Annotated in this window: 25 protein-coding genes; 10 read left to right on the top strand and 15 right to left on the bottom strand. The window is 59.4% G+C overall.

The window, feature by feature from the left end; genetic code table 11:
- The first annotated feature begins 20 nt into the window (after positions 1 to 20).
- Positions 21 to 362 (top strand): Grx4 family monothiol glutaredoxin, encoded by a 342-nt coding sequence (gene grxD, locus T3A99_RS01880; protein WP_047227021.1) that lies wholly within the window; start codon positions 21 to 23, stop codon positions 360 to 362.
- 197 nt (positions 363 to 559) lie between these two features.
- Here grxD and bfr read toward each other — a convergent pair whose 3' ends face one another.
- Both bfr and T3A99_RS01870 read right to left on the bottom strand, forming a co-directional pair.
- The gene (gene bfr, locus T3A99_RS01875) at positions 560 to 1,033 is read right to left on the bottom strand and encodes a bacterioferritin (RefSeq protein ID WP_047227020.1); all 474 of its coding nucleotides are present in this window, start codon (positions 1,031 to 1,033) and stop codon (positions 560 to 562) included.
- A gap of 199 nt (positions 1,034 to 1,232) precedes the next feature.
- Entirely contained in the window at positions 1,233 to 1,451 is a 219-nt protein-coding gene (locus T3A99_RS01870; RefSeq protein ID WP_047227019.1) for a bacterioferritin-associated ferredoxin, read from the bottom strand.
- Positions 1,452 to 1,754: 303 nt separating this feature from the next.
- Here T3A99_RS01870 and T3A99_RS01865 point away from each other — a divergent pair, with 303 nt between their 5' ends.
- Positions 1,755 to 2,357: a peroxiredoxin gene (locus T3A99_RS01865; protein ID WP_047227018.1), complete on the top strand. Its 603-nt coding sequence runs from the start codon at positions 1,755 to 1,757 to the stop codon at positions 2,355 to 2,357.
- A 202-nt stretch (positions 2,358 to 2,559) separates the two neighbouring features.
- Here the strand turns inward: T3A99_RS01865 and rnt are convergent, their stop codons facing one another.
- Together rnt and pyrC are read right to left on the bottom strand one after the other, a co-directional pair.
- On the bottom strand, positions 2,560 to 3,237 hold the full coding sequence (gene rnt / locus T3A99_RS01860) for a ribonuclease T (protein ID WP_047227017.1): 678 nt from the start codon (positions 3,235 to 3,237) through the stop codon (positions 2,560 to 2,562).
- Positions 3,234 to 4,280: a dihydroorotase gene (pyrC, locus tag T3A99_RS01855; protein WP_047227016.1), complete on the bottom strand. Its 1,047-nt coding sequence runs from the start codon at positions 4,278 to 4,280 to the stop codon at positions 3,234 to 3,236. The genes rnt and pyrC overlap by 4 nt, the downstream gene beginning before the upstream one ends.
- A 191-nt stretch (positions 4,281 to 4,471) precedes the next feature.
- Here pyrC and T3A99_RS01850 point away from each other — a divergent pair, with 191 nt between their 5' ends.
- On the top strand, positions 4,472 to 5,434 hold the full coding sequence (locus T3A99_RS01850; RefSeq protein ID WP_047227015.1) for a flagellar protein MotY: 963 nt from the start codon (positions 4,472 to 4,474) through the stop codon (positions 5,432 to 5,434).
- Positions 5,435 to 5,561: 127 nt separating this feature from the next.
- Complete coding sequence (locus T3A99_RS01845; RefSeq protein ID WP_024779511.1) at positions 5,562 to 6,779, top strand: argininosuccinate synthase; 1,218 nt, start codon at positions 5,562 to 5,564, stop codon at positions 6,777 to 6,779.
- Here the strand turns inward: T3A99_RS01845 and T3A99_RS01840 are convergent.
- The gene (locus T3A99_RS01840; RefSeq protein WP_240539595.1) at positions 6,727 to 7,281 is read right to left on the bottom strand and encodes a hypothetical protein; all 555 of its coding nucleotides are present in this window, start codon (positions 7,279 to 7,281) and stop codon (positions 6,727 to 6,729) included. The genes T3A99_RS01845 and T3A99_RS01840 overlap by 53 nt on opposite strands.
- A 469-nt stretch (positions 7,282 to 7,750) precedes the next feature.
- Between T3A99_RS01840 and T3A99_RS01835 the strand changes: the two genes are divergently transcribed.
- Positions 7,751 to 8,377, top strand: coding sequence for a response regulator transcription factor (locus tag T3A99_RS01835; protein WP_047227014.1), 627 nt, complete (start codon positions 7,751 to 7,753; stop codon positions 8,375 to 8,377).
- Between the two features lie 56 nt (positions 8,378 to 8,433).
- Here T3A99_RS01835 and T3A99_RS01830 read toward each other — a convergent pair whose 3' ends face one another.
- The 8 genes from T3A99_RS01830 to metG all read right to left on the bottom strand — a co-directional run bounded on the left by T3A99_RS01830 (position 8,434) and on the right by metG (position 15,217).
- Positions 8,434 to 8,616 carry a PA3496 family putative envelope integrity protein gene (locus T3A99_RS01830; protein ID WP_047227013.1) on the bottom strand — a complete coding sequence of 61 codons (183 nt, stop codon included), beginning with the start codon at positions 8,614 to 8,616 and terminating at the stop codon, positions 8,434 to 8,436.
- A 107-nt stretch (positions 8,617 to 8,723) separates the two neighbouring features.
- Positions 8,724 to 9,362, bottom strand: coding sequence for an endonuclease III (gene nth / locus T3A99_RS01825; RefSeq protein ID WP_047227012.1), 639 nt, complete (start codon positions 9,360 to 9,362; stop codon positions 8,724 to 8,726).
- Positions 9,359 to 9,892 (bottom strand): Rnf-Nqr domain containing protein, encoded by a 534-nt coding sequence (locus tag T3A99_RS01820; RefSeq protein WP_274089926.1) that lies wholly within the window; start codon positions 9,890 to 9,892, stop codon positions 9,359 to 9,361. The genes nth and T3A99_RS01820 overlap by 4 nt, the downstream gene beginning before the upstream one ends.
- A complete protein-coding gene (locus T3A99_RS01815) occupies positions 9,885 to 10,496 on the bottom strand; it encodes an RnfABCDGE type electron transport complex subunit G (protein WP_047227010.1) in 612 nt (203 codons plus the stop codon). The genes T3A99_RS01820 and T3A99_RS01815 overlap by 8 nt, the downstream gene beginning before the upstream one ends.
- Positions 10,493 to 11,479, bottom strand: a complete 987-nt coding sequence (locus tag T3A99_RS01810) for an RnfABCDGE type electron transport complex subunit D (RefSeq protein WP_076386568.1) — start codon at positions 11,477 to 11,479, stop codon at positions 10,493 to 10,495. The genes T3A99_RS01815 and T3A99_RS01810 overlap by 4 nt, the downstream gene beginning before the upstream one ends.
- A complete protein-coding gene (gene rsxB, locus T3A99_RS01805) occupies positions 11,466 to 12,473 on the bottom strand; it encodes an electron transport complex subunit RsxB (protein ID WP_107321987.1) in 1,008 nt (335 codons plus the stop codon). Before rsxB ends, T3A99_RS01810 begins: the two co-directional genes overlap by 14 nt.
- Positions 12,470 to 13,042, bottom strand: coding sequence for an Rnf-Nqr domain containing protein (locus tag T3A99_RS01800; RefSeq protein ID WP_076383713.1), 573 nt, complete (start codon positions 13,040 to 13,042; stop codon positions 12,470 to 12,472). Before T3A99_RS01800 ends, rsxB begins: the two co-directional genes overlap by 4 nt.
- 129 nt (positions 13,043 to 13,171) lie before the next feature.
- Positions 13,172 to 15,217 (bottom strand): methionine--tRNA ligase, encoded by a 2,046-nt coding sequence (metG, locus tag T3A99_RS01795; RefSeq protein WP_047227006.1) that lies wholly within the window; start codon positions 15,215 to 15,217, stop codon positions 13,172 to 13,174.
- Positions 15,218 to 15,546: 329 nt separating this feature from the next.
- Between metG and apbC the strand changes: the two genes are divergently transcribed.
- The gene (apbC, locus tag T3A99_RS01790) at positions 15,547 to 16,641 is read left to right on the top strand and encodes an iron-sulfur cluster carrier protein ApbC (protein WP_139049323.1); all 1,095 of its coding nucleotides are present in this window, start codon (positions 15,547 to 15,549) and stop codon (positions 16,639 to 16,641) included.
- Between the two features lie 128 nt (positions 16,642 to 16,769).
- Here apbC and T3A99_RS01785 read toward each other — a convergent pair whose 3' ends face one another.
- Positions 16,770 to 17,528 (bottom strand): SDR family oxidoreductase, encoded by a 759-nt coding sequence (locus T3A99_RS01785; RefSeq protein ID WP_047227004.1) that lies wholly within the window; start codon positions 17,526 to 17,528, stop codon positions 16,770 to 16,772.
- Positions 17,529 to 17,691: 163 nt separating this feature from the next.
- On the opposite strand from T3A99_RS01785, the gene T3A99_RS01780 reads away from it, so the two are divergent.
- The 4 genes from T3A99_RS01780 to groL all read left to right on the top strand — a co-directional run bounded on the left by T3A99_RS01780 (position 17,692) and on the right by groL (position 21,198).
- Positions 17,692 to 18,423 (top strand): HugZ family protein, encoded by a 732-nt coding sequence (locus T3A99_RS01780; protein WP_076383714.1) that lies wholly within the window; start codon positions 17,692 to 17,694, stop codon positions 18,421 to 18,423.
- A gap of 66 nt (positions 18,424 to 18,489) precedes the next feature.
- Complete coding sequence (locus T3A99_RS01775; protein WP_047227002.1) at positions 18,490 to 18,966, top strand: FxsA family protein; 477 nt, start codon at positions 18,490 to 18,492, stop codon at positions 18,964 to 18,966.
- 244 nt (positions 18,967 to 19,210) lie between these two features.
- The gene (locus T3A99_RS01770; protein WP_047227001.1) at positions 19,211 to 19,504 is read left to right on the top strand and encodes a co-chaperone GroES; all 294 of its coding nucleotides are present in this window, start codon (positions 19,211 to 19,213) and stop codon (positions 19,502 to 19,504) included.
- Positions 19,505 to 19,554: 50 nt separating this feature from the next.
- Positions 19,555 to 21,198: a chaperonin GroEL gene (groL, locus tag T3A99_RS01765; RefSeq protein WP_047227000.1), complete on the top strand. Its 1,644-nt coding sequence runs from the start codon at positions 19,555 to 19,557 to the stop codon at positions 21,196 to 21,198.
- A 201-nt stretch (positions 21,199 to 21,399) separates the two neighbouring features.
- Here groL and T3A99_RS01760 read toward each other — a convergent pair whose 3' ends face one another.
- Positions 21,400 to 22,140 (bottom strand): phosphatase PAP2 family protein, encoded by a 741-nt coding sequence (locus T3A99_RS01760; RefSeq protein ID WP_274089925.1) that lies wholly within the window; start codon positions 22,138 to 22,140, stop codon positions 21,400 to 21,402.
- Positions 22,141 to 22,305: the final 165 nt, after the last annotated feature.

Here is a 22,305-nt window from a genome sequence, read left to right as displayed (position 1 = left end):
AGTTTAAGCCGAGGTGCTCCGTGGATATCATCGAAACGATTAAAGACCAGATTGCCAACAACACCATCCTGCTTTACATGAAAGGCTCGCCGAATGCGCCACAGTGCGGCTTCTCGGCCAAGGCTGCTCAGGCTGTGATGGCGTGTGGCGAGAAGTTTGCCTACGTGGACATCCTGCAGAACCCGGAAATCCGCGCCAACCTGCCCAAGTACGCCAACTGGCCAACTTTCCCGCAACTGTGGGTGGCCGGTGAGCTGATCGGCGGTAGCGATATCATGACCGAGATGGCGGCCGATGGCTCTTTGCAGGCCACGATCAAGGCTGCTGCCGAGAAAGCGGCTGCGAACAAGACAGAAGCCTGATTCGCGGACAAACAATGTGGGAGCGAGCCTGCTCGCGATGAGGGCGTGTCAGTCAACGTGTTGGTGACTGATAGACCGCTATCGCGAGCAGGCTCGCTCCCACAAAGGTTTTGCGCTGTGGCCTGGAAATCCAGGCAATAAAAAGCCCCGCCTCTGGAAAGAGGGCGGGGCTTTTTATTGGCTTGCTTTTGGGGAAGTTACTCTTCGCCCATCTGCGATTGCAGGTAGTTCTCAAGACCCACTTTGTCGATCAGGCCCAGTTGGGTTTCCAGCCAGTCGATGTGTTCTTCCTCGGACTCGAGGATGTCTTCAAGCAGTTCGCGGCTGCCGAAGTCGCCAACGCTCTCGCAATGGGCGATGGCGACTTTCAGGTCGGCGTGGCCGGCACGCTCGATCGTCAGATCGCACTTGAGCATTTCCTGAGTGTGTTCGCCGATGTGCAGCTTGCCCAGGTCCTGGACGTTCGGTAGACCTTCGAGGAACAGGATGCGCTTGATCAGCTTGTCCGCGTGTTTCATCTCGTCGATGGACTCGTGGTACTCGTGCTTGCCCAGCTTGTTCAGGCCCCAATCCTCATACATGCGTGCATGCAGGAAGTATTGGTTGATCGCGACCAGCTCATTGGCGAGGATCTTGTTGAGATGCTGGATGACTGTAACGTCGCCTTTCATGGTGAGGGCCTGCCCTGTAATAGCTGTGTATAGGGCTGAGTTTGAGCCGCGCACTGACGAGTGTCAAACCTAAGTTATTGAATAATAAATGAAAATTAATCGGAATAAGAATGTTTGTGTTCCGCGTCTAGAGGCTAAGCGCTTGATTTAAAGGCATAAAAAAACCGGACATTGAGCCCGGTTCTTCAAGAAGCTGGATTTAAGCGGCAGTAAATTCTACCGGATAGGGAATCGAGGCCTGGGCCGTTTGCATTTTGGCAAGGGTTTCGCGAACCACTTCCTTGGCCAGGCACGCACATTTACCGCATTGGCTGGCTACGCCGGTGGCTTGGCGGACTTCGCGGTAGCTGCAGCAGCCTTCATAGATCGCTTCGCGGATTTGTCCGTCGGTGACGCCAGTGCAGAGGCAAACATACATAAGTAAGAACCGTCGCTGGTTGTGACTCAATTGAGACGGATCTTAATGTTAACGAGAATGATTGTCAAAGTGGTTTCTGAAACCCTTGGGCCAGAGCTGACGAACGGTTTTTTATCCAGGGCCAATGAGGGGGCATGCCAAGGGAAAGGATTTTTGGACTCGCCGAAAAACCGTTGAAGACAGGCCAAATTCGCGGTGTATGATGATCGGCCCTTGCAAGCGGGTTCGTGTCACAGGGCTGTCGCCTGAGGGTGGCAGGCTGGCCCGGACCTTGTTTTCACGTTATTCACCAGGAGATATCCAATGAGCGTACTCGTAGGCAAACAAGCCCCTGACTTCACCGTCCCGGCCGTGCTCGGCAACGGCGAAATCGTCGACAGCTTCACCCTGTCCTCGGCCATCAAAGGCAAATACGGCCTGGTGTTCTTCTACCCGCTGGACTTCACCTTCGTCTGCCCATCCGAGCTGATCGCGCTGGATCACCGCATGGACGACTTCAAGGCCCGCAACGTTGAAGTGGTTGCCGTTTCGATCGACTCGCACTTCACCCACAACGCCTGGCGCAACACGGCTATCAACGCTGGTGGTATCGGCCAGGTGAAATACACCATGGCTGCCGACATGAAGCACGAAATCGCCAAGGCCTATGACGTTGAGTCCGAAGGCGGCGTGGCCTTCCGTGGCGCGTTCCTGATCGATGACAAGGGCGTTGTCCGTTCGCAGATCATCAACGACCTGCCACTGGGCCGTAACATGGAAGAGCTGATCCGTCTGGTCGACGCGCTGCAATTCCACGAAGAGCACGGCGAAGTGTGCCCAGCCAACTGGAAAAAAGGCGACAAGGGCATGACCGCATCCCCTGAAGGCGTTGCCGCCTACCTGGGCGAGCACAGCGACAAGCTGTAAGCGCAACAGGCACAAAAAAACCGGCCCTCGATGGGCCGGTTTTTTTATGGGGAAGGATTTATCCCAATTGTTTAAAAACACCAGAAACAGCTGTGGGAGCAAAGCTTGCTCGCGATACAGGCGCCTCGGTATCTCTGGGATACCGTGTCGTTTTCATCGCGGGCAAGCCTTGCTCGCACCGTCCTGATGCTTACTCAGCACATCAGTCGTCGAAATCCTGCCAGCCACCCATTTCTTTCCAGCGATTGACGATGCCGCAGAACAGCTCGGCCGTCTTCTCGGTGTCGTAGCGGGCCGAGTGGGCTTCACGGCCATCAAAGTCGATATCGGCTGCCTGGCAGGCCTTGGCCAACACGGTCTGGCCGTATGCCAGGCCGGCAAGCGTCGCGGTGTCGAAGCTGGAAAACGGATGGAACGGGTTGCGCTTCATGTCCAGGCGCGCCACCGCCGCATTGAGAAAGCCCAGGTCGAAGCTGCTGTTGTGGCCGACCAGGATCGCCCGTTTGCAGCCGTTGGCCTTCAAAGCCTTGCGCACGCCTCGGAAAATGTCCGTCAGGGCCGTCTCTTCACTCACCGCCATGCGCAATGGGTGATCAAGCTTGATCCCGGTGAACTCCAGGGCTGCCGCCTCGATGTTGGCGCCTTCGAACGGTTCGACGCGGAAGAAATAGGTGTGATCAGGGAACACAAAACCTTTTTCGTCCATGCCAATGGTGGTCGCAGCGATTTCCAGCAGCGCATCGGTGGCAGAGTTGAAACCGCCGGTTTCTACGTCGACCACGACCGGCAGGTAGCCCCGGAAGCGGGCTGCCATGGGGTGACGGGCAGCGCCCGAACCACCGTTGCCGTCCAGCTCGTCGTCGAAATGATCTTCACTCACACACTTTCCTCCAGCAGGCGCCAGCGCAGTTTTTCACCGGCGCGCAGCGGGATAACAGTCAGCTCGCCAAAAGGCAGGCTGGCGGGGGCGGTCCACTCGTCGCGAACCAGGGTAATACGATCGGTGTTCACCGGCAGGCCATAGAAGCGCGGGCCGTGGAGGCTGGCGAAGCCTTCGAGTTTGTCCAGCGCATTGCGCTGCTCGAACGCCTCGGCATACATCTCGATGGCGGCATAGGCGGTGTAGCAGCCAGCGCAACCGCAGGCCGCTTCCTTGGCGTGCCGGGCATGGGGCGCCGAGTCCGTGCCGAGGAAGAACTTGGCGCTGCCGCTGGTGGCAGCGTCGAGCAAGGCTTCTTGATGGGTGTTGCGCTTGAGGATCGGCAGGCAATAGAAGTGCGGCCGGATCCCGCCCACCAGCATATGGTTGCGGTTGTACAGCAGGTGATGCGCGGTAATGGTCGCGCCAACGTTCGCCGGGGCTTCGTTGACGAACTGCACGGCATCACCGGTGGTGATGTGTTCGAACACCACCTTGAGCGTCGGGAAGCGCTCCACGACACGACGCATGTGCTCATCGATGAAGATTTTTTCGCGGTCGAACACGTCGACGTCGCCACGAGTGACTTCACCGTGGATCAGCAACGGCATCCCGACTTCGGCCATGGCCTCCAGCGCCGGGAATATCTTGTCGATGCTGGTGACGCCGGAGTCCGAGTTGGTGGTGGCGCCGGCGGGGTACAGCTTGGCGGCATGGACGAAGCCGCTGGCCTTGGCCTCGCGTATTTCTTCGGGCTGCGTACGGTCGGTGAGGTAAAGCACCATCAGCGGTTCGAAACGGCTGCCGGCCGGGCGTGCGGCCAGGATTCGCTGGCGATAGCCGTCGGCCTCGATGGCGTTGCGCACTGGCGGAACCAGGTTCGGCATGATGATTGCGCGCCCGAAGGTGCGCGCGACATCGGCGACGGTATGGGTCAACACAGCACCATCGCGAAGATGAATATGCCAGTCGTCGGGACGCAGCAGGGTCAGGCGGTCGGACATTGGGGGGCTTCCAGGCGGGTCAAACTCTGGGGAATGCTACCGGAAAAGACCGATTCAGGCACCCGCTATCAAGTTCTGGCGCAAGTTACCGATAGCTCCTACAGGTGTGCCACGAATCCGTAAGGCGCCCCGGACAGGCGTCATACTCTCAACGTGTGTCGATCTTTGTATAAAAGCCATTGGAGCCGCCCGTGCGCCAGCGTTATTTAGCCTTGCTCAGTGTGTTTGCCAGCCTTCCCGCCATGGCGCTCACTTTCCAGACCCGTCTGGAGAGCATTGAGTGGACGGTCGAAGGCGACAAGTTCGAGTGCCGGCTGAGTCAGCCGGTCACCGATTTCGGCAGCGGCGAATTTGTGCGCCGGGCCGGCGAGCAGGCGATCTTCCGGCTCAAGTCCCATAACCCGATGCTCGGTGGTGGTTCGGCCATCCTGCTGGCGGCCGCCGCGCCTTGGCAGCCGGGACGGGGCGACATCAACCTGGGCTCGGTCAGGCTCGGCAGCGGCGATGTGCTGTTCAACAGCTCTCAGGTCCAGGCGGGCCGCTTGATCAGCGGGCTGATGGAAGGGCGCAGCCCGGTGGTACGGCGTAACACGGGGGACGGGCGGGTTTCGGAAGTCCGGCTGCTGCCCGTGCGCTTCAACAAGGCCTTCAGTGATTACCAGGGCTGCGTGGCAAAACTGTTGCCGAAGAATTTCGAGCAGGTGAAGCAATCCCAGATCGGCTTTCCCGGCGAAGGCGTTGAGCTCGATGCCCGGGCCAAGGCTCAGTTGCAGGTGATGATCGACTTCATCAAAGCCGACCCGACCGTCAACCATGTCGAACTCGACGGTCACTCCGACAATAGCGGCAATCGATTGACCAATCGTGAGCTGTCTCGTCGCCGTGCCCTGGCGGTCCAGGACTTCTTCAAGGCCAACGGCTTTCAAGAGTCGCAGATCACCGTGCGGTTCCACGGCGAACGTTACCCCCTGGTGCCCAACACCAGTGCCGCCAATCGCGCCAAGAACCGTCGTGTGGCCGTGCGCCTGGAGCGTGTGGCGGTGCCTGAAGCGCCGGCACCGCAGGCTACACCCGCCGCGCCCCCTGCCAAGGCTCCGACGCCGACCGCGACACCGGCCCAGCCCACTGCAGCCACCGCCGCGCGGACATCCTGACCCGTGAGGATCGTCGCGCGCTCGACATAATCTGTCGCTTCGTCGTCATAAGCTGTCGCGCCCCTGTAAATTATCCGCGCTGGACGTTAAACTTCCCGGCTTTCCGTACAACCCGTGGAGTGATGGCATGGCGGACGTAAACAAGGTCGTTCTGGCGTATTCCGGCGGCCTGGACACTTCGGTGATCCTCAAGTGGCTGCAGGACACTTATAACTGTGAAGTGGTGACCTTCACCGCTGACCTGGGGCAGGGCGAAGAAGTCGAGCCTGCACGCGCCAAGGCTCAGGCCATGGGCGTCAAAGAGATCTACATCGATGACCTGCGCGAAGAGTTCGTCCGTGACTTCGTGTTCCCGATGTTCCGCGCCAACACTGTTTACGAAGGCGAGTACCTGCTGGGTACCTCTATCGCCCGTCCGTTGATCGCCAAGCGCCTGATCGAAATCGCCAACGAAACCGGTGCCGACGCCATTTCCCACGGTGCCACCGGCAAGGGCAACGATCAGGTGCGTTTCGAACTCGGTGCCTATGCCCTCAAGCCCGGCGTGAAAGTCATCGCGCCGTGGCGCGAGTGGGACTTGCTGTCCCGTGAAAAGCTGATGGACTACGCCGAGAAGCACGCCATCCCGATCGAACGCCACGGCAAGAAGAAATCCCCGTACTCGATGGATGCCAACCTGCTGCACATCTCCTATGAAGGCGGCGTGCTGGAAGACACCTGGACCGAGCACGAAGAGGACATGTGGCGCTGGACCGTCTCCCCGGAGAAGGCTCCTGACACCCCGCAATACCTGGAGCTGACCTATCGCAACGGCGATATCGTCGCGCTGGACGGCGTGGAAATGAGCCCGGCCACCGTGCTGGCGACCCTGAACCGTATCGGTGGCGAACACGGCATCGGTCGTCTGGACATCGTCGAGAACCGTTATGTCGGCATGAAGTCCCGCGGCTGCTACGAGACCCCGGGCGGCACCATCATGCTGCGTGCTCACCGCGCGATCGAGTCGATCACCCTGGACCGCGAAGTGGCTCACCTCAAAGACGAGTTGATGCCCAAGTACGCCAGCCTGATCTACACCGGTTACTGGTGGAGTCCGGAGCGCCTGATGCTGCAACAGATGATCGATGCCTCCCAGGTCAACGTGAATGGCGTCGTGCGCCTGAAACTGTACAAGGGCAATGTCATCGTCACTGGGCGCAAGTCTGACGACTCCCTGTTCGATGCCAACATCGCGACTTTCGAAGAGGACGGCGGCGCTTACAACCAGGCCGACGCTGCTGGCTTCATCAAGCTCAACGCCCTGCGCATGCGCATCGCGGCGAACAAGGGTCGCAAGCTGTTCTGATCCTGGCTCCATGAAAACGGCCTGCCATGTGCAGGCCGTTTTTTTTGGGGGACCCTTTCCCCTGTGCTGCTCGTTCGTTGTGGCGCTGTTTTGCGCGTTTGGATCGATCGGCCTCGGCCAGGCCTTCCGGTGCCCGGGGGATAACCAAAATGAACAGTCGTCGCTGTTTTTTCTGTGGATGAACAGTGATCAGCCATCCTTTGCCCTTGGGCGCCCGGCGGGAAAACCGTGCGCGCCGACAGCTCGAATCATCCATGATTTTCATGAAGTGTTTGCTCTTGCGAAAATCCGAGGGCGAATATAACGAGCGATAGTTAAAGTTCAGGGTGATAAAAAAAAGAAATAATAGATAGAACGGAAAGCTGATCAGAAACCAAAGATAGTATTCACGGTCCTGATCGTCGAGGAAAGGCAGGGAGATGGCTGCCGAAGTCTCGGACAAAGTTGCGAATATAGCGATTAGCGTCATGGGGTTGGTGATGATTTTCGAAGGTTTGTTCATGGTGGATGCTCATAACATATTCAGGCTCGGTGATTGCATTAGGAAGGTGTGAGTAATTGATGAGTTCGCGGTTAAGGTATTGATCGTGGTGTTTCCTCATGAATAGGATTGAATAAATTTCGCTTATTCCTTATGTGAATTCAATTTTATTTAAATAAAACCTTTGTGGTTGTGTTGGTAAATAATTCAGTTACTTTTTATGAGGCGAGTGTTTTTTTGCTATTGGGGGACGGGGTGGATGCAGAAAAAAGCGCTTGTTTAGAGGGGCGCGGATCCCCTGATGCATCCATTTGCCTCTGTAAACAAATTTATGGCGCATTATTTCCAAGGGGATTTGTAGGATTTTTCTGTATCGCTTGTAGGTTGCGTCTCTCGGTGCGAGCGGTCAGGGGGGGCGGCATGCCAAGGTAGAATTGACTAGGCTATTGTGCGTGCTCTAAAAATTCGAACAGCGAAGTTGGATTTGCCCATGAATAAAGTGCTGATCGTGGATGATCATCCCGTCATTCGTCTTGCTGTACGTTTGCTAATGGAGCGTCATGGATATGAAGTTATTGCCGAAACCGATAATGGCGTCGATGCGTTGCAACTTTCCCGTGAACTTATGCCTGATATCGTTATTCTGGATATCGGCATTCCGAAACTGGATGGACTGGAGGTCATCGCACGCCTGACCGCCAACCCTTCACCTTTGAAAGTTCTGGTGCTGACTTCCCAGGCACCTGGGCATTTTTCGATGCGCTGCATGCAGACGGGGGCAGCCGGTTATGTGTGCAAGCAGCAGGACCTCACCGAGTTACTCAGTGCAATCAAGGCGGTGCTGTCGGGGTACAGTTATTTCCCCAATCAGGCGCTGCATACGGTGCGTTCGAGTCTGGGTAACGCAAGCGAGTCCGATATGGTCGATCGACTGTCCGGGCGAGAGATGATGGTCTTGCAGCAACTGGCTCGCGGAAAGACCAACAAGGAAATTGCCGATGGGATGTTCTTGAGCAACAAGACCGTCAGTACATACAAGACACGCTTGTTGTTGAAGCTCAATGCCCGCTCGCTGGTTGATCTGATCGAACTGGCGCAGCGTAACGGGTTAGTGTGAGTTTTTCCGGCCGCGCGTACTCAGTAAAAAGCCTCCATTCGGGAGGCTTTTACGTGTCAGAGGTCAAAGTCGTAATCGGCCAGTTGTTTCTGCAAGCGGCGCTCTTCCAGCAGATTATCAATCGTGCGACGTTTGCTCAGATTGGTTTTCGCTGTTTCGACGACCACAGGTTCCACATCGTCGGCCTCAACGGCGATGAAATCGTCTTCTACATCCAGTTGTTCTTTGTCAGCACTCATGGGATCGACTCCAGGCTTAAACTGCCATTGGCGCTCCTTATATCGATAAACCACGGGCGGGTAAAAAAGATTTTTTCAATCGACAAATCAATAAAAGCAATAGCGCCTCAATCGTCGGAGGTCTTGTGCTTGTATTCGCATAAGTCCTCGATCCGGCAGCTGCCACAGCGGGGCTTGCGCGCCAGGCAGACGTAACGTCCGTGAAGGATGAGCCAGTGATGGGAATCGAGTAGAAATTCCTTGGGTACGAATTTCATCAGCTTTTTCTCCACCTCCACCACGTTTTTGCCCGGCGCCAGCCCGGTGCGGTTGCTGACGCGGAAAATGTGAGTGTCGACGGCCATGGTCAGTTGGCGAAATGCGGTGTTGAGCACCACATTGGCGGTTTTGCGACCGACCCCTGGAAGCGCTTCCAGCGCTTCGCGAGTCTGTGGGACTTCGCCGTTGTGGCGCTCGATCAGCAGACGGCATGTCTCGATCACGTTTTTTGCCTTGCTGTTGAACAGGCCGATGGTCTTGATGTACTCGGACAGCCCTTCGACGCCCAGCGCGTGAATCGCCTGCGGCGTGTTGGCCACCGGGAACAGCTTGGCCGTGGCCTTGTTGACGCCGACGTCGGTGGATTGGGCCGACAGAATCACCGCGATCAACAGTTCGAACGGCGAGCTGTAGGCCAGTTCGGTCTTCGGTTCCGGGTTGTCTTCGTGCAAGCGACGGAATATTTCCAGGCGTTTTGCGGCGTTCATGGGCGCGGCGTTTCCTCGATCGTTGAAGGGGGGCTGGCGTCCGTCCAGGCCTGGTGCGCTGCCAGCAACAGACCGAGCAGAATAAACCCGCCAGGGGCGAGCAAGGCCAGTGATATTGCGTTGCCAACCAGCTCGCGCAGGGCGCCCAAGCCGATCATCAGCAGGCCGAACACGCCTGCCAGCCTGAGATGTTCGGGCAGGCGTGAGCCGACGAAGATGTCGTCATGCTCCAGCGCCACGCAGCTCAAAGCGATCCAGCCAATGTAAAGGCTCAGCGGCTGATACATTTCCAGCATCCAGGCCTGCGCCATCAGGCCTGCGCAAGCCGTCAGGGTGGCGGCCAGCACAATGGAGGCGAGCAGTCGCTGAGGCGCTGTCAGGTGGGACCGTACCAGCCCCATGGCCAAGCCATGGCCGGCACTGATCAGTACCCAGGCCAGCCATAAGCCCAGCGCGTTTGCCAGCGAATCGCTGGCGCCGACCAAGGGCACGAGCAGCAGGCCGCGGGTCAGGAGCAATGGCTTATTCATCAATGATCACTCCGGTCAGTTGAGCCTGATGCTCGTCGAAGTAACGCAGTGCATCGTGAACAGCCTGCAGGACCGATCGGGAGGTGACGGTCGCGCCAGCCAGTTGATCGAACTGCCCCTGATCCTTTTTCAACGCCCAGCCGCTGTCGGTGGGCGCCTGGAGCGACTTACCGTTGAAGGATTGCAGCCAGGGATTTGGCCAGTCAGCGATGGCCGCACCCAGGCCGGGCGTTTCCGACTGGCGCAGGGTTTTCACGCCCAGCAACCGCCCTTGCGGGTCGATAGCGACCAGCAATTGGATGCTGCCTTCATAGCCCAGTACCTGACTGCGTAACAACACTGCGTTGGGCAGGCCGGCACGAGTCGCCAGGTATCCGCCCAGCAGCGTGCTATGGGCCAAGGTCACGGGGGCCGTTACGACAGGTTGTGCCAATGGCTGATTGTCGTATCGGTCGGTCGGCAGCACGTCGAGCAAGGTTCGGTTCGCAAGGTCTTGTTGCTGACCCTTGATGCGCCCTGCGGTGCTGAGCTGAGTCAGGTAAGTGGCCCCAATGCCGAGACCGATCAGCAAAGCCAGGATGGCAACGCCACGGTAGTTTTTCATAGGGGCTGCGACCTGTGTCGCGCCTCGGCGAAGCGCTCCAGTGCGGGCACGCCGAGGTTCATCAGCAGCACCGCAAACGCCACGCCGTCCGGGTAACCACCCCAAGTCCGGATCAAGTAAGTCAGCAGTCCCACGCCTGCGCCAAACAGCAGGCGAGCGAGGGGCGCTTTGGCGCCCGAGACCGGTTCGGTCACGATAAAAAACGCACCGAGCAGGGTCGCACCCGTGAGCAGATGAAACAACGGCGAGCCATTGGAGTCGGAGCCCGATCCGTTCCAGCACAACAAGCTGATGATGAACAGGCCGGCGAGCATGCCCACCGGCGCGTGCCAGCTGAACACCCGTTGGTGCAGCAGGAACAGTCCTCCGGCCAGAAACGCCAGGTTGACCCACTCGACGCCGCGCCCACCCCAGCGTCCGAACGCCGGGTTGGCGGCGAACAGCTCATCGATGGTCAGGCTTTTGTTGATTCGCAGGCTGTCCAAGGCCGTTGCTGCTGCCCATCCATCAGGCCCAGGGTGAACCGCGAACACCTGTTGCAGGCCGTCGGACAGGCTCATGCCGTGAAGTGCCGGCCATTGATTGAGTTGCTGGGGAAACGCGATCAGCACCAGGGCGTAGCCGAGCATCGCCGGGTTGAACGGGTTATTGCCGACGCCGCCCCACAGGTGCTTGCCGAACAGCAAGGCGCAAGCTGTGGCTGTGACGGTCAGCCACCAGGGGCAATACGCTGGCAAGGCCAGCGCCAACAGCGTGGCGCTTACCAGCGCGCTGCCATCGTTGAGTGCCGGTTTGAGCGGCCGGCGCCGTAAGCGCAGCGCCAGTGCTTCGACGGCCAGTGCGCTAAGGCCCGCCAGCAACAGGTTGAACACCACGCCCCAGCCATAAAACCACGTCAACGCCAGAATGCCGGGCAGTGTCGCCAGTAGCACCCGCAGCATCGCCTGCCGCAGCCGTTCGTCCATGGGCTCAGGGAGCGACATGAGCATCCACCTGGCGTTCGGCGTCTTTCACCGCTTGCTCCAGGGGCTCTATTTGTTCATCCGACGCCCCTGCGGCCCTGGCCTTGCTGAGTTCGGCGCGACGCATGGCCAATTGGATCTTGGCCCGTTTCAGCTCGGCACTTTGAGTGGGGGCGGGGGTTGAAACAGTGGGCTGGACCGTCCCTTCCAATTGCGTCAAGGTTTGTTGCGCCGCTTCGAACTGGCGCTGTAGCACGATCAATTGCGACTGTTGTTCGAAGGTCGGCGGGTGGCCGAATGCTTTCAAGGATTTGTTCAACTGCGCCCGGCTCATGGCCAGGTCGACCTTGGCTTTTTTCAAGGCCGCATCGGCGTTGGCGGCTTTTTGCGCCCGTACCCGCTCCAGTGCCGCTTGCACGGGGTCGACGGACTGGGTTTGGGGCTGTGAGGCGCGCTGTGTACGGGCCAGACGCTCGGCGAGACGCTGCTCCTCTTCGCGGCGCAGACGTGCGTTGCGCTGTTCGAAGCGCCGCCGGGCATGGTCGCGCTTGGCGGTGCGCGCTTGCTGCTCTTCGACGCTGAAGGCCAAGCCACCGACCACCGGCACCACGGTTGCCGTGGGCAATGGGTGCATTTCGATGCAGTCGACCGGGCAGGGCGCCACGCATAGATCGCAGCCTGTGCATTCGTCGACCAGGACGGTGTGCATCAACTTCGCCGCACCGACAATCGCGTCTACCGGGCAGGCCTGGATGCACTTGGTGCAGCCGATGCATTCGGCTTCGCGAATAAAGGCGATCTGCGCCGGGGCTGAACCACGGCTGGTATCGAGCTCAAGCACAGGCACTTTCATCAGCTCGGCCAAGGCGGCGATGGTTTCACGGCCACCGGGCGGACACTTGTTGATCGGTTCGCCCTGGGCGATGCCTTCGGCGTAGGGCTTGCACCCGGGGTGGCCGCACTTGCCGCATTGGGTCTGCGGCAGCAGGGCGTCAATACGTTGAATCAGACTCATGCTTTGACCAGCCCGCGCAATCCAAGAAATGCCACCGCCATGAGCCCTGCGCCGATCAACTGGATCGGCAGGCCACGAAAGGGCCTGGGGATATCGTTATCGAAGGTGCGCTGACGCAAATCATCGAACAGGCTCAACACCAGCCAGAAACCCAGGCCGGCGCCCAGGCTCGCGGCGACGGTGAGGCCCAGGCCGTGGTCATTCCGGCTGTTGATCAGCGTGATGCCCAGTATGCCGGCATTGCCCAGCAGCAGTGGCCACAAACCATCGAACGGCAGCGTCGGCAGCCAGCGCCCCAGCCAGTGCAGCAATGGTGCAATCAGCAACACACTCAAGGACAGCCATGCCAACAGGCGCAGCGAGGTCAGATTGGCCGGAACCAGCAGCCAGCGATCGATCAGATAACCCAAGGTGCCGACCATCAGCATCAGGCATGTCGTCGCCAGGCCCAGGGCGTGGACTTGCCTTCTTCCATTGGCCGCCAGCAGCGGATTGACGCCCAGCGGCCAATGCAACACAAGGTTGTTGATCAGGGCGGCGCTGAACAGTGTAAGAACGATTTCGGTCATGGGCGTGCTGGAACGAGAACCTGTCGTTAGAGGTTAGGCATTATCCGGCACACCGTCAGGGTGGGCCAGATATGAAAATCCCACAGTCGCCTGCCGGCGACTGTGGGATCGGTACCGCGCGTGGTCGCGTTATTTGATCCGCTGACCCGGCTTGGCGCCGCTATCGGGGCTCAGCAGGTAGATTTCTTCACCGCCGGGACCTGCCGCCATCACCATGCCTTCGGAGATGCCGAAACGCATTTTGCGCGGCTTGAGGTTGGCGATCATCATCGTCAGCCGGCCTTCGAGCTTGGCCGGGTCTGGATAGGCGCTCTTGATGCCGGAGAACACGTTGCGCTGCTCATCACCGATGTCCAGCGTCAGGCGCAGTAGCTTGTCGGCGCCTTCCACGGCTTCAGCCTTGACGATCAGGGCTACGCGCAGGTCGATGGCGGCAAAGGCGTCGAAATCGATCTCCGGCGACAACGGGTCCTTGGTCAGCTCGCCATTGCCGGCCGGGGCACCGGTGTCGGTCTGGCTGGCGGCCAGGTCTTCTTTCGAGGCGTCGGTCATGGCTTGCACCTTGGTGGCGTCGATGCGAGTCATCAGCGGCTTGAACTCGTTCAGTTGATGGTTGCTCAGCAGCGTCTGGTGATCGTCCCAGGTCAGCGGTGCGACGTTCAGGAAAGCTTCGGCATCGGCGGCCAGCAACGGCAGCACCGGCTTGAGGAAGATCACCAGTTGGCGGAACAGATTGATACCCAGGGCGCAGATCGCCTGGACTTCGTCCTGCTTGCCTTCCTGTTTGTTCAGTGACCACGGCGCCTTGTCGGCGATCCAGGCATTGGCGCGGTCGGCCAGGGCCATGATCTCGCGCATCGCCCGGGCAAAGTCACGGGCCTCGTAGGCTTCGGCGATGCTCGGGGCCGCCGCCAGAAAGGCCTCGGTCAGCTCCGGCGCGGCGTTACCGGCCACCAGTACACCGGCGTTGCCTTTGTGGATGAAACCGGCGCAACGGCTGGCGATGTTGACTACCTTGCCCACCAGGTCGGAGTTGACCTTCTGCACGAAGTCTTCAAGGTTCAGGTCCAGGTCGTCCACGCCACGGCCGAGCTTGGCCGCGTAGTAGTAGCGCAGGTATTCCGGCGACAGATGGTCCAGGTAGGTCCGGGCCTTGATGAAGGTGCCGCGGGACTTGGACATTTTCTGTCCGTTGACGGTCAGGTAGCCGTGGACGTTGATACCGGTCGGTTTACGGAAACCGGCGCCTTCGAGCATAGCGGGCCAGAACAGCGCGTGGAAGTTCACGATGTCCTTGCCGATGAAGTGATACACCTCGGCCGTGGAGTCCTTGCCCCAGAACGCGTCGAAGTCCAGCTCCGGCGTGCGGTCGCAAAGGTTCTTGAAGCTCGCCATGTAGCCGATGGGCGCGTCCAGCCATACGTAGAAATACTTGCCGGGCTCGCCGGGGATTTCGAAGCCGAAGTACGGCGCATCGCGGGAAATGTCCCACTCTTGCAGGCCGGAGTCGAGCCATTCGGCGAGCTTATTGGCCACCGCGTCGTGCAACGTGCCGCTGCGGGTCCAGGTTTGCAGCATCTCTTGGAAGTCCGGCAGCTTGAAGAAGAAGTGCTGGGAGTCCTTGAGCACTGGCGTCGCCCCGGAAATCGCCGATTTCGGGTCCTTCAGGTCGGTCGGTGCGTAGGTGGCGCCGCATTTTTCGCAGTTATCGCCGTACTGGTCCTCGGTGCCACATTTCGGGCAAGTGCCTTTGATGAAGCGGTCGGCCAGGAACATTTTCTTTTCCGGGTCGAAATACTGGGTGATCGAACGGGTCGCGATGTGCCCGGCGTCACGCAGCTTCAGGTAGATCTGGCTCGACAGCTCACGGTTTTCTTCGGCGTGAGTGGAGTGGAAGTTGTCGAAGTCCACCAGGAAATCGGCAAAGTCGGCGCTGTGTTCGGCCTGGACGTTGGCGATCAGTTGCTCCGGGGTGATGCCTTCCTTTTCCGCGCGCAGCATGATGGCCGAACCGTGGGCGTCGTCGGCGCAGACATAGATGCACTGGTTGCCGCGATGTTTCTGGAAGCGCGTCCACATATCGGTCTGGATGTATTCCAGCATATGGCCGAGGTGAATCGAACCATTGGCATAGGGCAGGGCGCTGGTGACGAGGATCTTGCGTGGCTCGGACATGGGGCTCGGCTACTTGATGAAACGGAGGTCGGCCACTATAAAGCGCTGGGAAATATATTTCACCCCACTGGCCTGTTTCCGGATGCATTGCTGGGGGCGGTATGGAGACAACCTGTGGCGAGGGGATTTATCCCCGCTGGACTGCGCAGCAGTCCAAAATAGAGCACTCTGACACACTGTAGCAGCAGGTTTTAGGGCCGCTGCGCGCCCCAACGGGGATAAATTCCCTCGCCACAAAGGTGTTCGCGCGACAGTAATCAAGTCGCCACGCGGCAGCGTGGGGCGTAGGATAGCGGCCTGTTTTTCAAGTCTTGCTATCGGAGTTGCCCATGAGCGCCGTCAATCGCGCAGCGGTGGAAGCCGTTCTTCGCCAGTACACCGACCCTTACCTGAACCAGGACCCGGTCAGCGCCGGATGCGTGCGCACCATCGACATCCAGGGCGATCGCGTCAGCGTCCAGCTGGAAATCGGCTACGCCGCCGATCTGTTCAAGAACGGTTGGGCGCAGATGCTGCAAATGGCGATCGAGTCCCTGGACGGTGTAGCCAGCGCCAAAGTCGACGTCACCAGCGTGATCGCTGCCCACAAGGCCCAGGCGCAAGTGCCGGGGCTGGCGAACGTCAAGAACGTGATCGCCGTGGCCTCGGGCAAGGGCGGCGTGGGTAAATCCACCACCGCCGCCAACCTGGCCCTGGCCCTGGCCCGTGAAGGCGCGAAGGTCGGGATTCTCGACGCGGACATATACGGCCCGAGTCAGGGCATCATGTTCGGTGTTGCCGAGGGCACCCGGCCACAAGTCAAGGATCAGAAGTGGTTCGTGCCGATCCAGTCCCATGGCGTGGAAGTCATGTCCATGGCCTTCCTGACCGATGACAACACGCCGATGGTCTGGCGCGGGCCGATGGTTTCCGGCGCCTTGCTGCAACTGGTGACGCAGACCGCCTGGGGCGATCTGGATTACCTGGTGATCGACATGCCGCCAGGCACCGGGGATATCCAACTGACCCTGGCGCAGAAAGTCCCGGTAGCCGGTGCGGTGATCGTCACCACGCCGCAGGATCTGGCCCTGCTGGACGCCCGCAAGGGTGTGGAGATGTTCCGCAAAGTGAACATCCCGGTACTGGGTGTGGTGGAAAACATGGCCGTGCACATCTGCTCGAACTGCGGACATGCCGAGCATCTGTTCGGTGAAGGCGGCGGAGAAAAACTGGCGAGCCAGTACGGCGTCGAACTGCTGGCCTCGCTGCCGCTGTCGATGCTGATTCGCGAGCAGGCTGACGGCGGCAAACCCACGGTCATTGCCGAGCCGGACAGCCAGATCGCCATGGTCTATCAGGAACTGGCTCGCCACGTCGGCGCGCGGATCGTGCTGCAAGAGGCTGCGTCACCGGCGATGCCGAACATCACCATGAGCGACGATTGAATAAGCCGTAACACAATCCATTGTGGGAGCGAGCCTGCTCGCGATAGCGGTGTATCAGTCACATCAAAGTTGACTGACCCGGCGCCATCGCGAGCAGGCTCGCTCCCACAGTGGTTGTGTGTCGGTTTTTAGATCCGCAACCCGCCATCCATCTCCAGGATCCGGCCGGTGTAATAGTCGTTCTCGAAGATGTACGCCGCCGAATGGGCGATCTCCTCGGGTTTGCCCATGCGCTTGAGCGGGATGCCAGAGGTCATTTTTTCCAGGGCTTCGGGTTTCATGCCCAGGGTCATTTCGGTTTCGATGAAGCCCGGCGCGATGCCTGCGACACGGATGCCGTAGCGTGCCAGTTCCTTGGCCCAGGTCACGGTGGCGGCCGCCACGCCGGCCTTGGCCGCCGAATAGTTCGTCTGGCCGACGTTGCCGGCGCGCGAGATCGACGAAATGTTGATGATCGCGCCGCTGTTCTTCAGCTCGACCATTTTCGCTGCCACTTCGCGGGTACACAGGAAGACACCCGTGAGGTTGACGTCGATCACCGCCTGCCACTGGGCCAGGCTCATTTTGCTCATTTCGCCGTCCTTGACCTTGAGCAGCAAGCCGTCGCGCAGGATCCCGGCGTTGTTGATCAAGCCGTGGATCGCGCCGAAGTCCTCGGCGACCCGGGCGACCATGTCGCTCACTTGCTCCTCATTGGCGACGTTGCACAGATAAGCCCGGGCCTCGACACCCTTGGCCACGCAGGCGGCAACCGCCTGGTCGAGTTTTTCCTGATTGAGGTCCACCAGGGCGAGCTTGGCGCCTTTGCCGGCGAAATACTCGGCCATGGAGCGGCCCAGACCCTGGCAACCGCCGGTGATAATGATTACTTTGTCGGTGAGTTGCATTGGCATGTCCAGATTGCAGAGCGGTTGGAGGATGTCCTTTTACTGGCCTCTCGATCTGCGACGGCGTAGCCCGGTTGCACACGAGAACTGCCTAAAGGCGCGCTGGTACTTTGCTCCAGTCGCCTGACCGTTTCCAGACGGATTTGATCAAAGGAGTCATAAATTGAGCGTTGAAGCTGCCAAGCATGCACGAGAATTGCTGCTCAAGGAATACCGTGGAGTGCTCTCCACCCATTCCAAATCCATGCCCGGTTTCCCGTTCGGCTCCGTGGTGCCCTATTGCCTGGACGACCAAGGCCGTCCACTGATCCTGATCAGCCGTATCGCCCAACACACCCACAACCTGCAAAAAGACCCCAAGTGTTCAATGCTCGTAGGTGAGCGGGGGGCCGAGGATGTGCAGGCCGTAGGGCGCCTGACTTATCTGGCCGAGGCGCGCAAGCTGGAAGACAACCTCGCCATCGACGCCGCCGCTGAGCGTTACTACCGTTATTTCCCGGAGTCGCAGAACTACCACAAGGCCCATGACTTCGATTTCTGGGTGCTCAACCCGGTGCGTCATCGTTACATCGGTGGCTTTGGGGCCATTCACTGGATCGACCAGATCACCCTGGCCAACCCCTTCGCCGGCAAGGCCGAAGCCAGCATGATCGATCACATGAATGCCGACCATGCCAAGGCCATCGCGCATTACGTCGAGCTGGCCGGTCTGCCCGCCACCGAACCTGCGCAACTGGCCGGTATCGACAGCGAAGGCATGCACTTGCGGATCGGTCAGGCCCTTTACTGGCTGGCGTTTCCAGCGCCTTGCAATACGCCGACACAAGTGCGCGAAGCCTTGGTTTATCTGGCTCACGCCGAGCAATGGCCAAAAAATGCTGAGGCTGACGCTTGAATTCACGAAAGGGCGACGTCATTTAGGGTTTGATAGCAAGGCATTCTTGCGTTGAGGAACCTTTTGATGCGCCCTTTTTTGTTGCTCTTTCTGCTGTTCCCGGTGTTGGAGCTGTTCGTATTCGTCAAGGTCAGCGGGGCGATCGGGTTTTTCCCGGCGCTGCTGCTGGTCATTCTCGGCTCGATGCTCGGCGTGTTCGTGCTGCGCATCGCCGGCCTCGCCACGGCTCTGCGTGCCCGTGAAAGCCTGAACCGTGGCGAGCTGCCTGCCCAGACCATGCTCGAAGGCCTGATGCTGGCCTTGGGTGGCGGTCTGTTGATCCTGCCTGGCTTCATCAGCGATGTGCTGGGCCTGGTCATGCTGCTGCCGTTCACCCGTCGGTTGCTGGCCAATAAAATGCGCCAGCGTGCCGAAGAACAGGCGATTCGCCAGCGAGCCTTCGCCGACGACCTTCAGCCCCGTGGCGGGCCGCCTCCACGAGAACCTGTGGGCCGCGAACCGGATGTGATCGAAGGCGAGTTCGAGCACCGCGATACCAAGTAAAACCAGCGACACGGCACCTTCGGGTGCCGTGTTCGTTTTCGGCTTCGTGAAGTAAAAAATTTTCTACCCGACCCTTGAAATCGGCTTGTACGCCCTTATGTATGGGTCACCGCAAGGTTTCCGGTGGCGACACTGGACAGACTTCCGCGGTTCGCTTGACGAACCGCATCCGGCTCCGCCGGCTTTTGTTAAACCCGCCGGGACTACACCGGCCGATGAAAACCAAAATTAGGAGAGATCGACAATGAAGCTTCGTCCTCTGCATGACCGCGTCGTCATCCGTCGCAGCGAAGAAGAGAAGAAAACCGCTGGCGGTATCGTCCTGCCAGGTTCGGCTGCTGAAAAAGCCAACCACGGTGAAGTTCTCGCTGTAGGCCCAGGCAAGGCTCTGGAAAACGGTGAAGTACGTGCGCTGGCCGTGAAAGTGGGTGACAAGGTTGTGTTCGGCCCTTACTCCGGCAGCAACACAGTGAAAGTCGACGGCGAAGACCTGCTGGTGATGAGCGAGAACGAAATCCTCGCTGTCCTGGAAGACTGATTCCCCCGCTCATTTTCCCGTTACTACAAAGTATTTAAGGAATATCGATCATGGCTGCTAAAGAAGTTAAATTCGGCGATTCCGCCCGCAAGAAAATGCTCGCCGGTGTCAACGTCCTGGCTGACGCAGTAAAAGCGACCCTGGGCCCTAAAGGCCGTAACGTGATCATCGAGAAGAGCTTCGGCGCTCCGACCATCACCAAGGACGGCGTTTCCGTAGCCAAGGAAATCGAGCTCAAAGACCGCTTTGAAAACATGGGCGCGCAACTGGTCAAAGACGTTGCCTCCCGTGCCAACGATGATGCTGGTGACGGCACCACCACCGCGACCGTACTGGCTCAATCGATCGTCAACGAAGGCCTCAAGGCTGTCGCTGCCGGCATGAACCCGATGGACCTCAAGCGCGGCATCGACAAGGCGACCATCGCCATCGTCAAAGAGCTTAAAGCCCTGTCCAAGCCATGCGCTGATACCAAGGCTATCGCTCAGGTCGGCACCATCTCGGCCAACTCCGACAACTCCATCGGCGACATCATTGCCGAAGCCATGGAAAAAGTCGGTAAAGAAGGCGTGATCACCGTTGAAGAAGGCTCGGGCCTGGAAAACGAACTGTCGGTTGTTGAAGGCATGCAGTTCGACCGTGGCTACCTGTCGCCGTACTTCGTCAACAAGCCGGACACCATGGTTGCCGAGCTTGAGAGCCCGCTGATCCTGCTGGTCGACAAGAAAATCTCCAACATCCGCGAAATGCTGCCAGTGCTGGAAGCCGTTGCCAAAGCCGGCCGCCCACTGCTGATCGTGGCTGAAGACGTTGAAGGCGAAGCCCTGGCGACTCTGGTTGTGAACAACATGCGCGGTATCGTTAAAGTCGCTGCCGTCAAGGCACCTGGCTTCGGCGACCGTCGCAAGGCCATGCTGCAGGACATCGCCGTACTGACCGGCGGTACCGTTATCTCCGAAGAGATCGGCCTGAGCCTGGAAAGCACCACCCTGGAGCACCTGGGTAACGCCAAGCGCGTAATCCTGTCCAAGGAAAACACCACCGTGATCGACGGTGCTGGCGTCGAGGCTGATATCCAGGCTCGCGTTACTCAGATCCGCGCACAAGTGGCCGACACTTCGTCCGACTACGACCGTGAAAAACTGCAAGAGCGTCTGGCCAAGCTGTCGGGCGGCGTTGCAGTGATCAAGGTTGGCGCCGGTTCCGAAGTTGAAATGAAAGAGAAGAAAGCCCGCGTTGAAGACGCCCTGCACGCAACCCGCGCAGCCGTCGAAGAAGGCGTGGTACCTGGCGGCGGCGTGGCACTGGTTCGTGCCCTGCAAGCCATCAGCGAGCTCAAAGGCGATAACGATGACCAGAACGTGGGCATCCAGTTGCTGCGTCGCGCTGTTGAAGCACCGCTGCGCCAGATCGTCGCCAACTCCGGTGACGAGCCAAGCGTTGTGGTCGACAAGGTCAAGCAGGGTTCGGGTAACTACGGTTACAACGCTGCGACCGGCGAATACGGCGACATGATCGAAATGGGTATCCTGGACCCAGCCAAAGTGACTCGTTCGGCTCTGCAAGCGGCTTCGTCGATTGCCAGCCTGATGATCACCACCGAGGCGATGATCGCTGAAATCAAGGAAGACGCTCCAGCTGGCGGCGGTATGCCAGACATGGGCGGCATGGGTGGCATGGGCGGCATGATGTAAGCCAGCCTTACCCCTGTACTGAAAAACCCCGTCTGCGAAAGCAGGCGGGGTTTTTTAATGCCTCGGGTTTACCCCGCTCATTGAATTTGCACCAATCCCTGTGGGAGCGAGCCTGCTCGCGATAGCGGTGTAACAGTCACCCTCAATGTTGCTGATCCGACGCTATCGCGAGCAGGCTCGCTCCCACATTCAGATTGGTGTTCAAGCATTGACGGGTTGGGTTGTCGCCGCTCGCTTCGCTGTAGAGGCCGGCCGGTACAGCACGTAGTAATAACACCCCAAGCAAATCAGCCAACAGAACACCGCTGTCCACGCATTGTGGGAAAAGAAATGCGCCCCTTGCATCATGCGGCTCACGGAGAACAGCGTTCCCAGGGAGGCAGCGAATATGAAGGCCAGGCGGGCCAGGCGAGGGCGGCGGTCGCGCAGTACGAAGAACAACGCGAACAGCGTAAACCCGGTGGCAGCGTGACCGCCGGGCCAGCATCGGCCGGGTTTGTCAGTTGCCGGGCGCGGGCTCAGCAGTTCGCTGTAGGTTTGCTTGCCTCCGAACTCCTTCAGGCTCCAGGGGCATTGCACTGCCGTTACGGCTTTCATCGGCGTGACGAAAGAAGTAGCCAGCGCCAGGGAGAGCACCAGGCAGCCCAGTTCGCGTTTGAACGGTTTGAGTCGGGTGAGGAAGAACGTGCAGATGAACCCGAGAATCGACAGCACAGAAAACGCGATGACCACCTGTTTGGCCCGGTCATGCAGAATGTCTTCCAGAAAAAAACTGTGCCGACCGATGAACCCGTCGACTGGGTCGTAGAACAGCCTGGCCAGATCCATGTCCAGCGTGGTCAGTTCCAGCAGCACCAGGATCACCGCGATTGCAGCGGGCAGGCCCAGGGCGACCCGGAAATTCAGCGGCCTGGAGACGGGACGGGTGGTGGTGGAAACCATGGCAGTACCTTTGGTGAAGTGTTCTTGAGCAGCGCGTTGCGCGCAGTCTGGTCCGGGCACCGTGGGTGAGGCGTGAATGCCGGGTGAAAAACTCGTCAATGTCCGGGCAATCCACGCGCGACCCTTGCGGGAGCGGGCTTGCTCGCTACGACCGCCGATACAACC

Source organism: Pseudomonas sp. N-137, assembly GCF_034555295.1.
Classification (GTDB): Bacteria; Pseudomonadota; Gammaproteobacteria; order Pseudomonadales; family Pseudomonadaceae; genus Aquipseudomonas; species Aquipseudomonas rhizophila.
This window is presented reverse-complemented; position numbering and strand designations above follow the sequence as displayed.

Bases quoted from the DNA above. Each gene is read 5' to 3' on its own strand.
- bfr (WP_047227020.1), bottom strand. From the start codon at position 1,033: ATGAAAGGCGACGTTACAGTCATCCAGCATCTCAACAAGATCCTCGCC.
- T3A99_RS01870 (WP_047227019.1), bottom strand. From the start codon at position 1,451: ATGTATGTTTGCCTCTGCACTGGCGTCACCGACGGACAAATCCGCGAA.
- T3A99_RS01865 (WP_047227018.1), top strand. From the start codon at position 1,755: ATGAGCGTACTCGTAGGCAAACAAGCCCCTGACTTCACCGTCCCGGCC.
- pyrC (WP_047227016.1), bottom strand. From the start codon at position 4,280: ATGTCCGACCGCCTGACCCTGCTGCGTCCCGACGACTGGCATATTCAT.
- T3A99_RS01845 (WP_024779511.1), top strand. From the start codon at position 5,562: ATGGCGGACGTAAACAAGGTCGTTCTGGCGTATTCCGGCGGCCTGGAC.
- T3A99_RS01840 (WP_240539595.1), bottom strand. From the start codon at position 7,281: ATGAACAAACCTTCGAAAATCATCACCAACCCCATGACGCTAATCGCT.
- T3A99_RS01835 (WP_047227014.1), top strand. From the start codon at position 7,751: ATGAATAAAGTGCTGATCGTGGATGATCATCCCGTCATTCGTCTTGCT.
- T3A99_RS01830 (WP_047227013.1), bottom strand. From the start codon at position 8,616: ATGAGTGCTGACAAAGAACAACTGGATGTAGAAGACGATTTCATCGCC.
- nth (WP_047227012.1), bottom strand. From the start codon at position 9,362: ATGAACGCCGCAAAACGCCTGGAAATATTCCGTCGCTTGCACGAAGAC.
- T3A99_RS01820 (WP_274089926.1), bottom strand. From the start codon at position 9,892: ATGAATAAGCCATTGCTCCTGACCCGCGGCCTGCTGCTCGTGCCCTTG.
- T3A99_RS01815 (WP_047227010.1), bottom strand. From the start codon at position 10,496: ATGAAAAACTACCGTGGCGTTGCCATCCTGGCTTTGCTGATCGGTCTC.
- T3A99_RS01810 (WP_076386568.1), bottom strand. From the start codon at position 11,479: ATGTCGCTCCCTGAGCCCATGGACGAACGGCTGCGGCAGGCGATGCTG.
- rsxB (WP_107321987.1), bottom strand. From the start codon at position 12,473: ATGAGTCTGATTCAACGTATTGACGCCCTGCTGCCGCAGACCCAATGC.
- T3A99_RS01800 (WP_076383713.1), bottom strand. From the start codon at position 13,042: ATGACCGAAATCGTTCTTACACTGTTCAGCGCCGCCCTGATCAACAAC.
- metG (WP_047227006.1), bottom strand. From the start codon at position 15,217: ATGTCCGAGCCACGCAAGATCCTCGTCACCAGCGCCCTGCCCTATGCC.
- apbC (WP_139049323.1), top strand. From the start codon at position 15,547: ATGAGCGCCGTCAATCGCGCAGCGGTGGAAGCCGTTCTTCGCCAGTAC.
- T3A99_RS01785 (WP_047227004.1), bottom strand. From the start codon at position 17,528: ATGCAACTCACCGACAAAGTAATCATTATCACCGGCGGTTGCCAGGGT.
- T3A99_RS01775 (WP_047227002.1), top strand. From the start codon at position 18,490: ATGCGCCCTTTTTTGTTGCTCTTTCTGCTGTTCCCGGTGTTGGAGCTG.
- T3A99_RS01770 (WP_047227001.1), top strand. From the start codon at position 19,211: ATGAAGCTTCGTCCTCTGCATGACCGCGTCGTCATCCGTCGCAGCGAA.
- groL (WP_047227000.1), top strand. From the start codon at position 19,555: ATGGCTGCTAAAGAAGTTAAATTCGGCGATTCCGCCCGCAAGAAAATG.
- T3A99_RS01760 (WP_274089925.1), bottom strand. From the start codon at position 22,140: ATGGTTTCCACCACCACCCGTCCCGTCTCCAGGCCGCTGAATTTCCGG.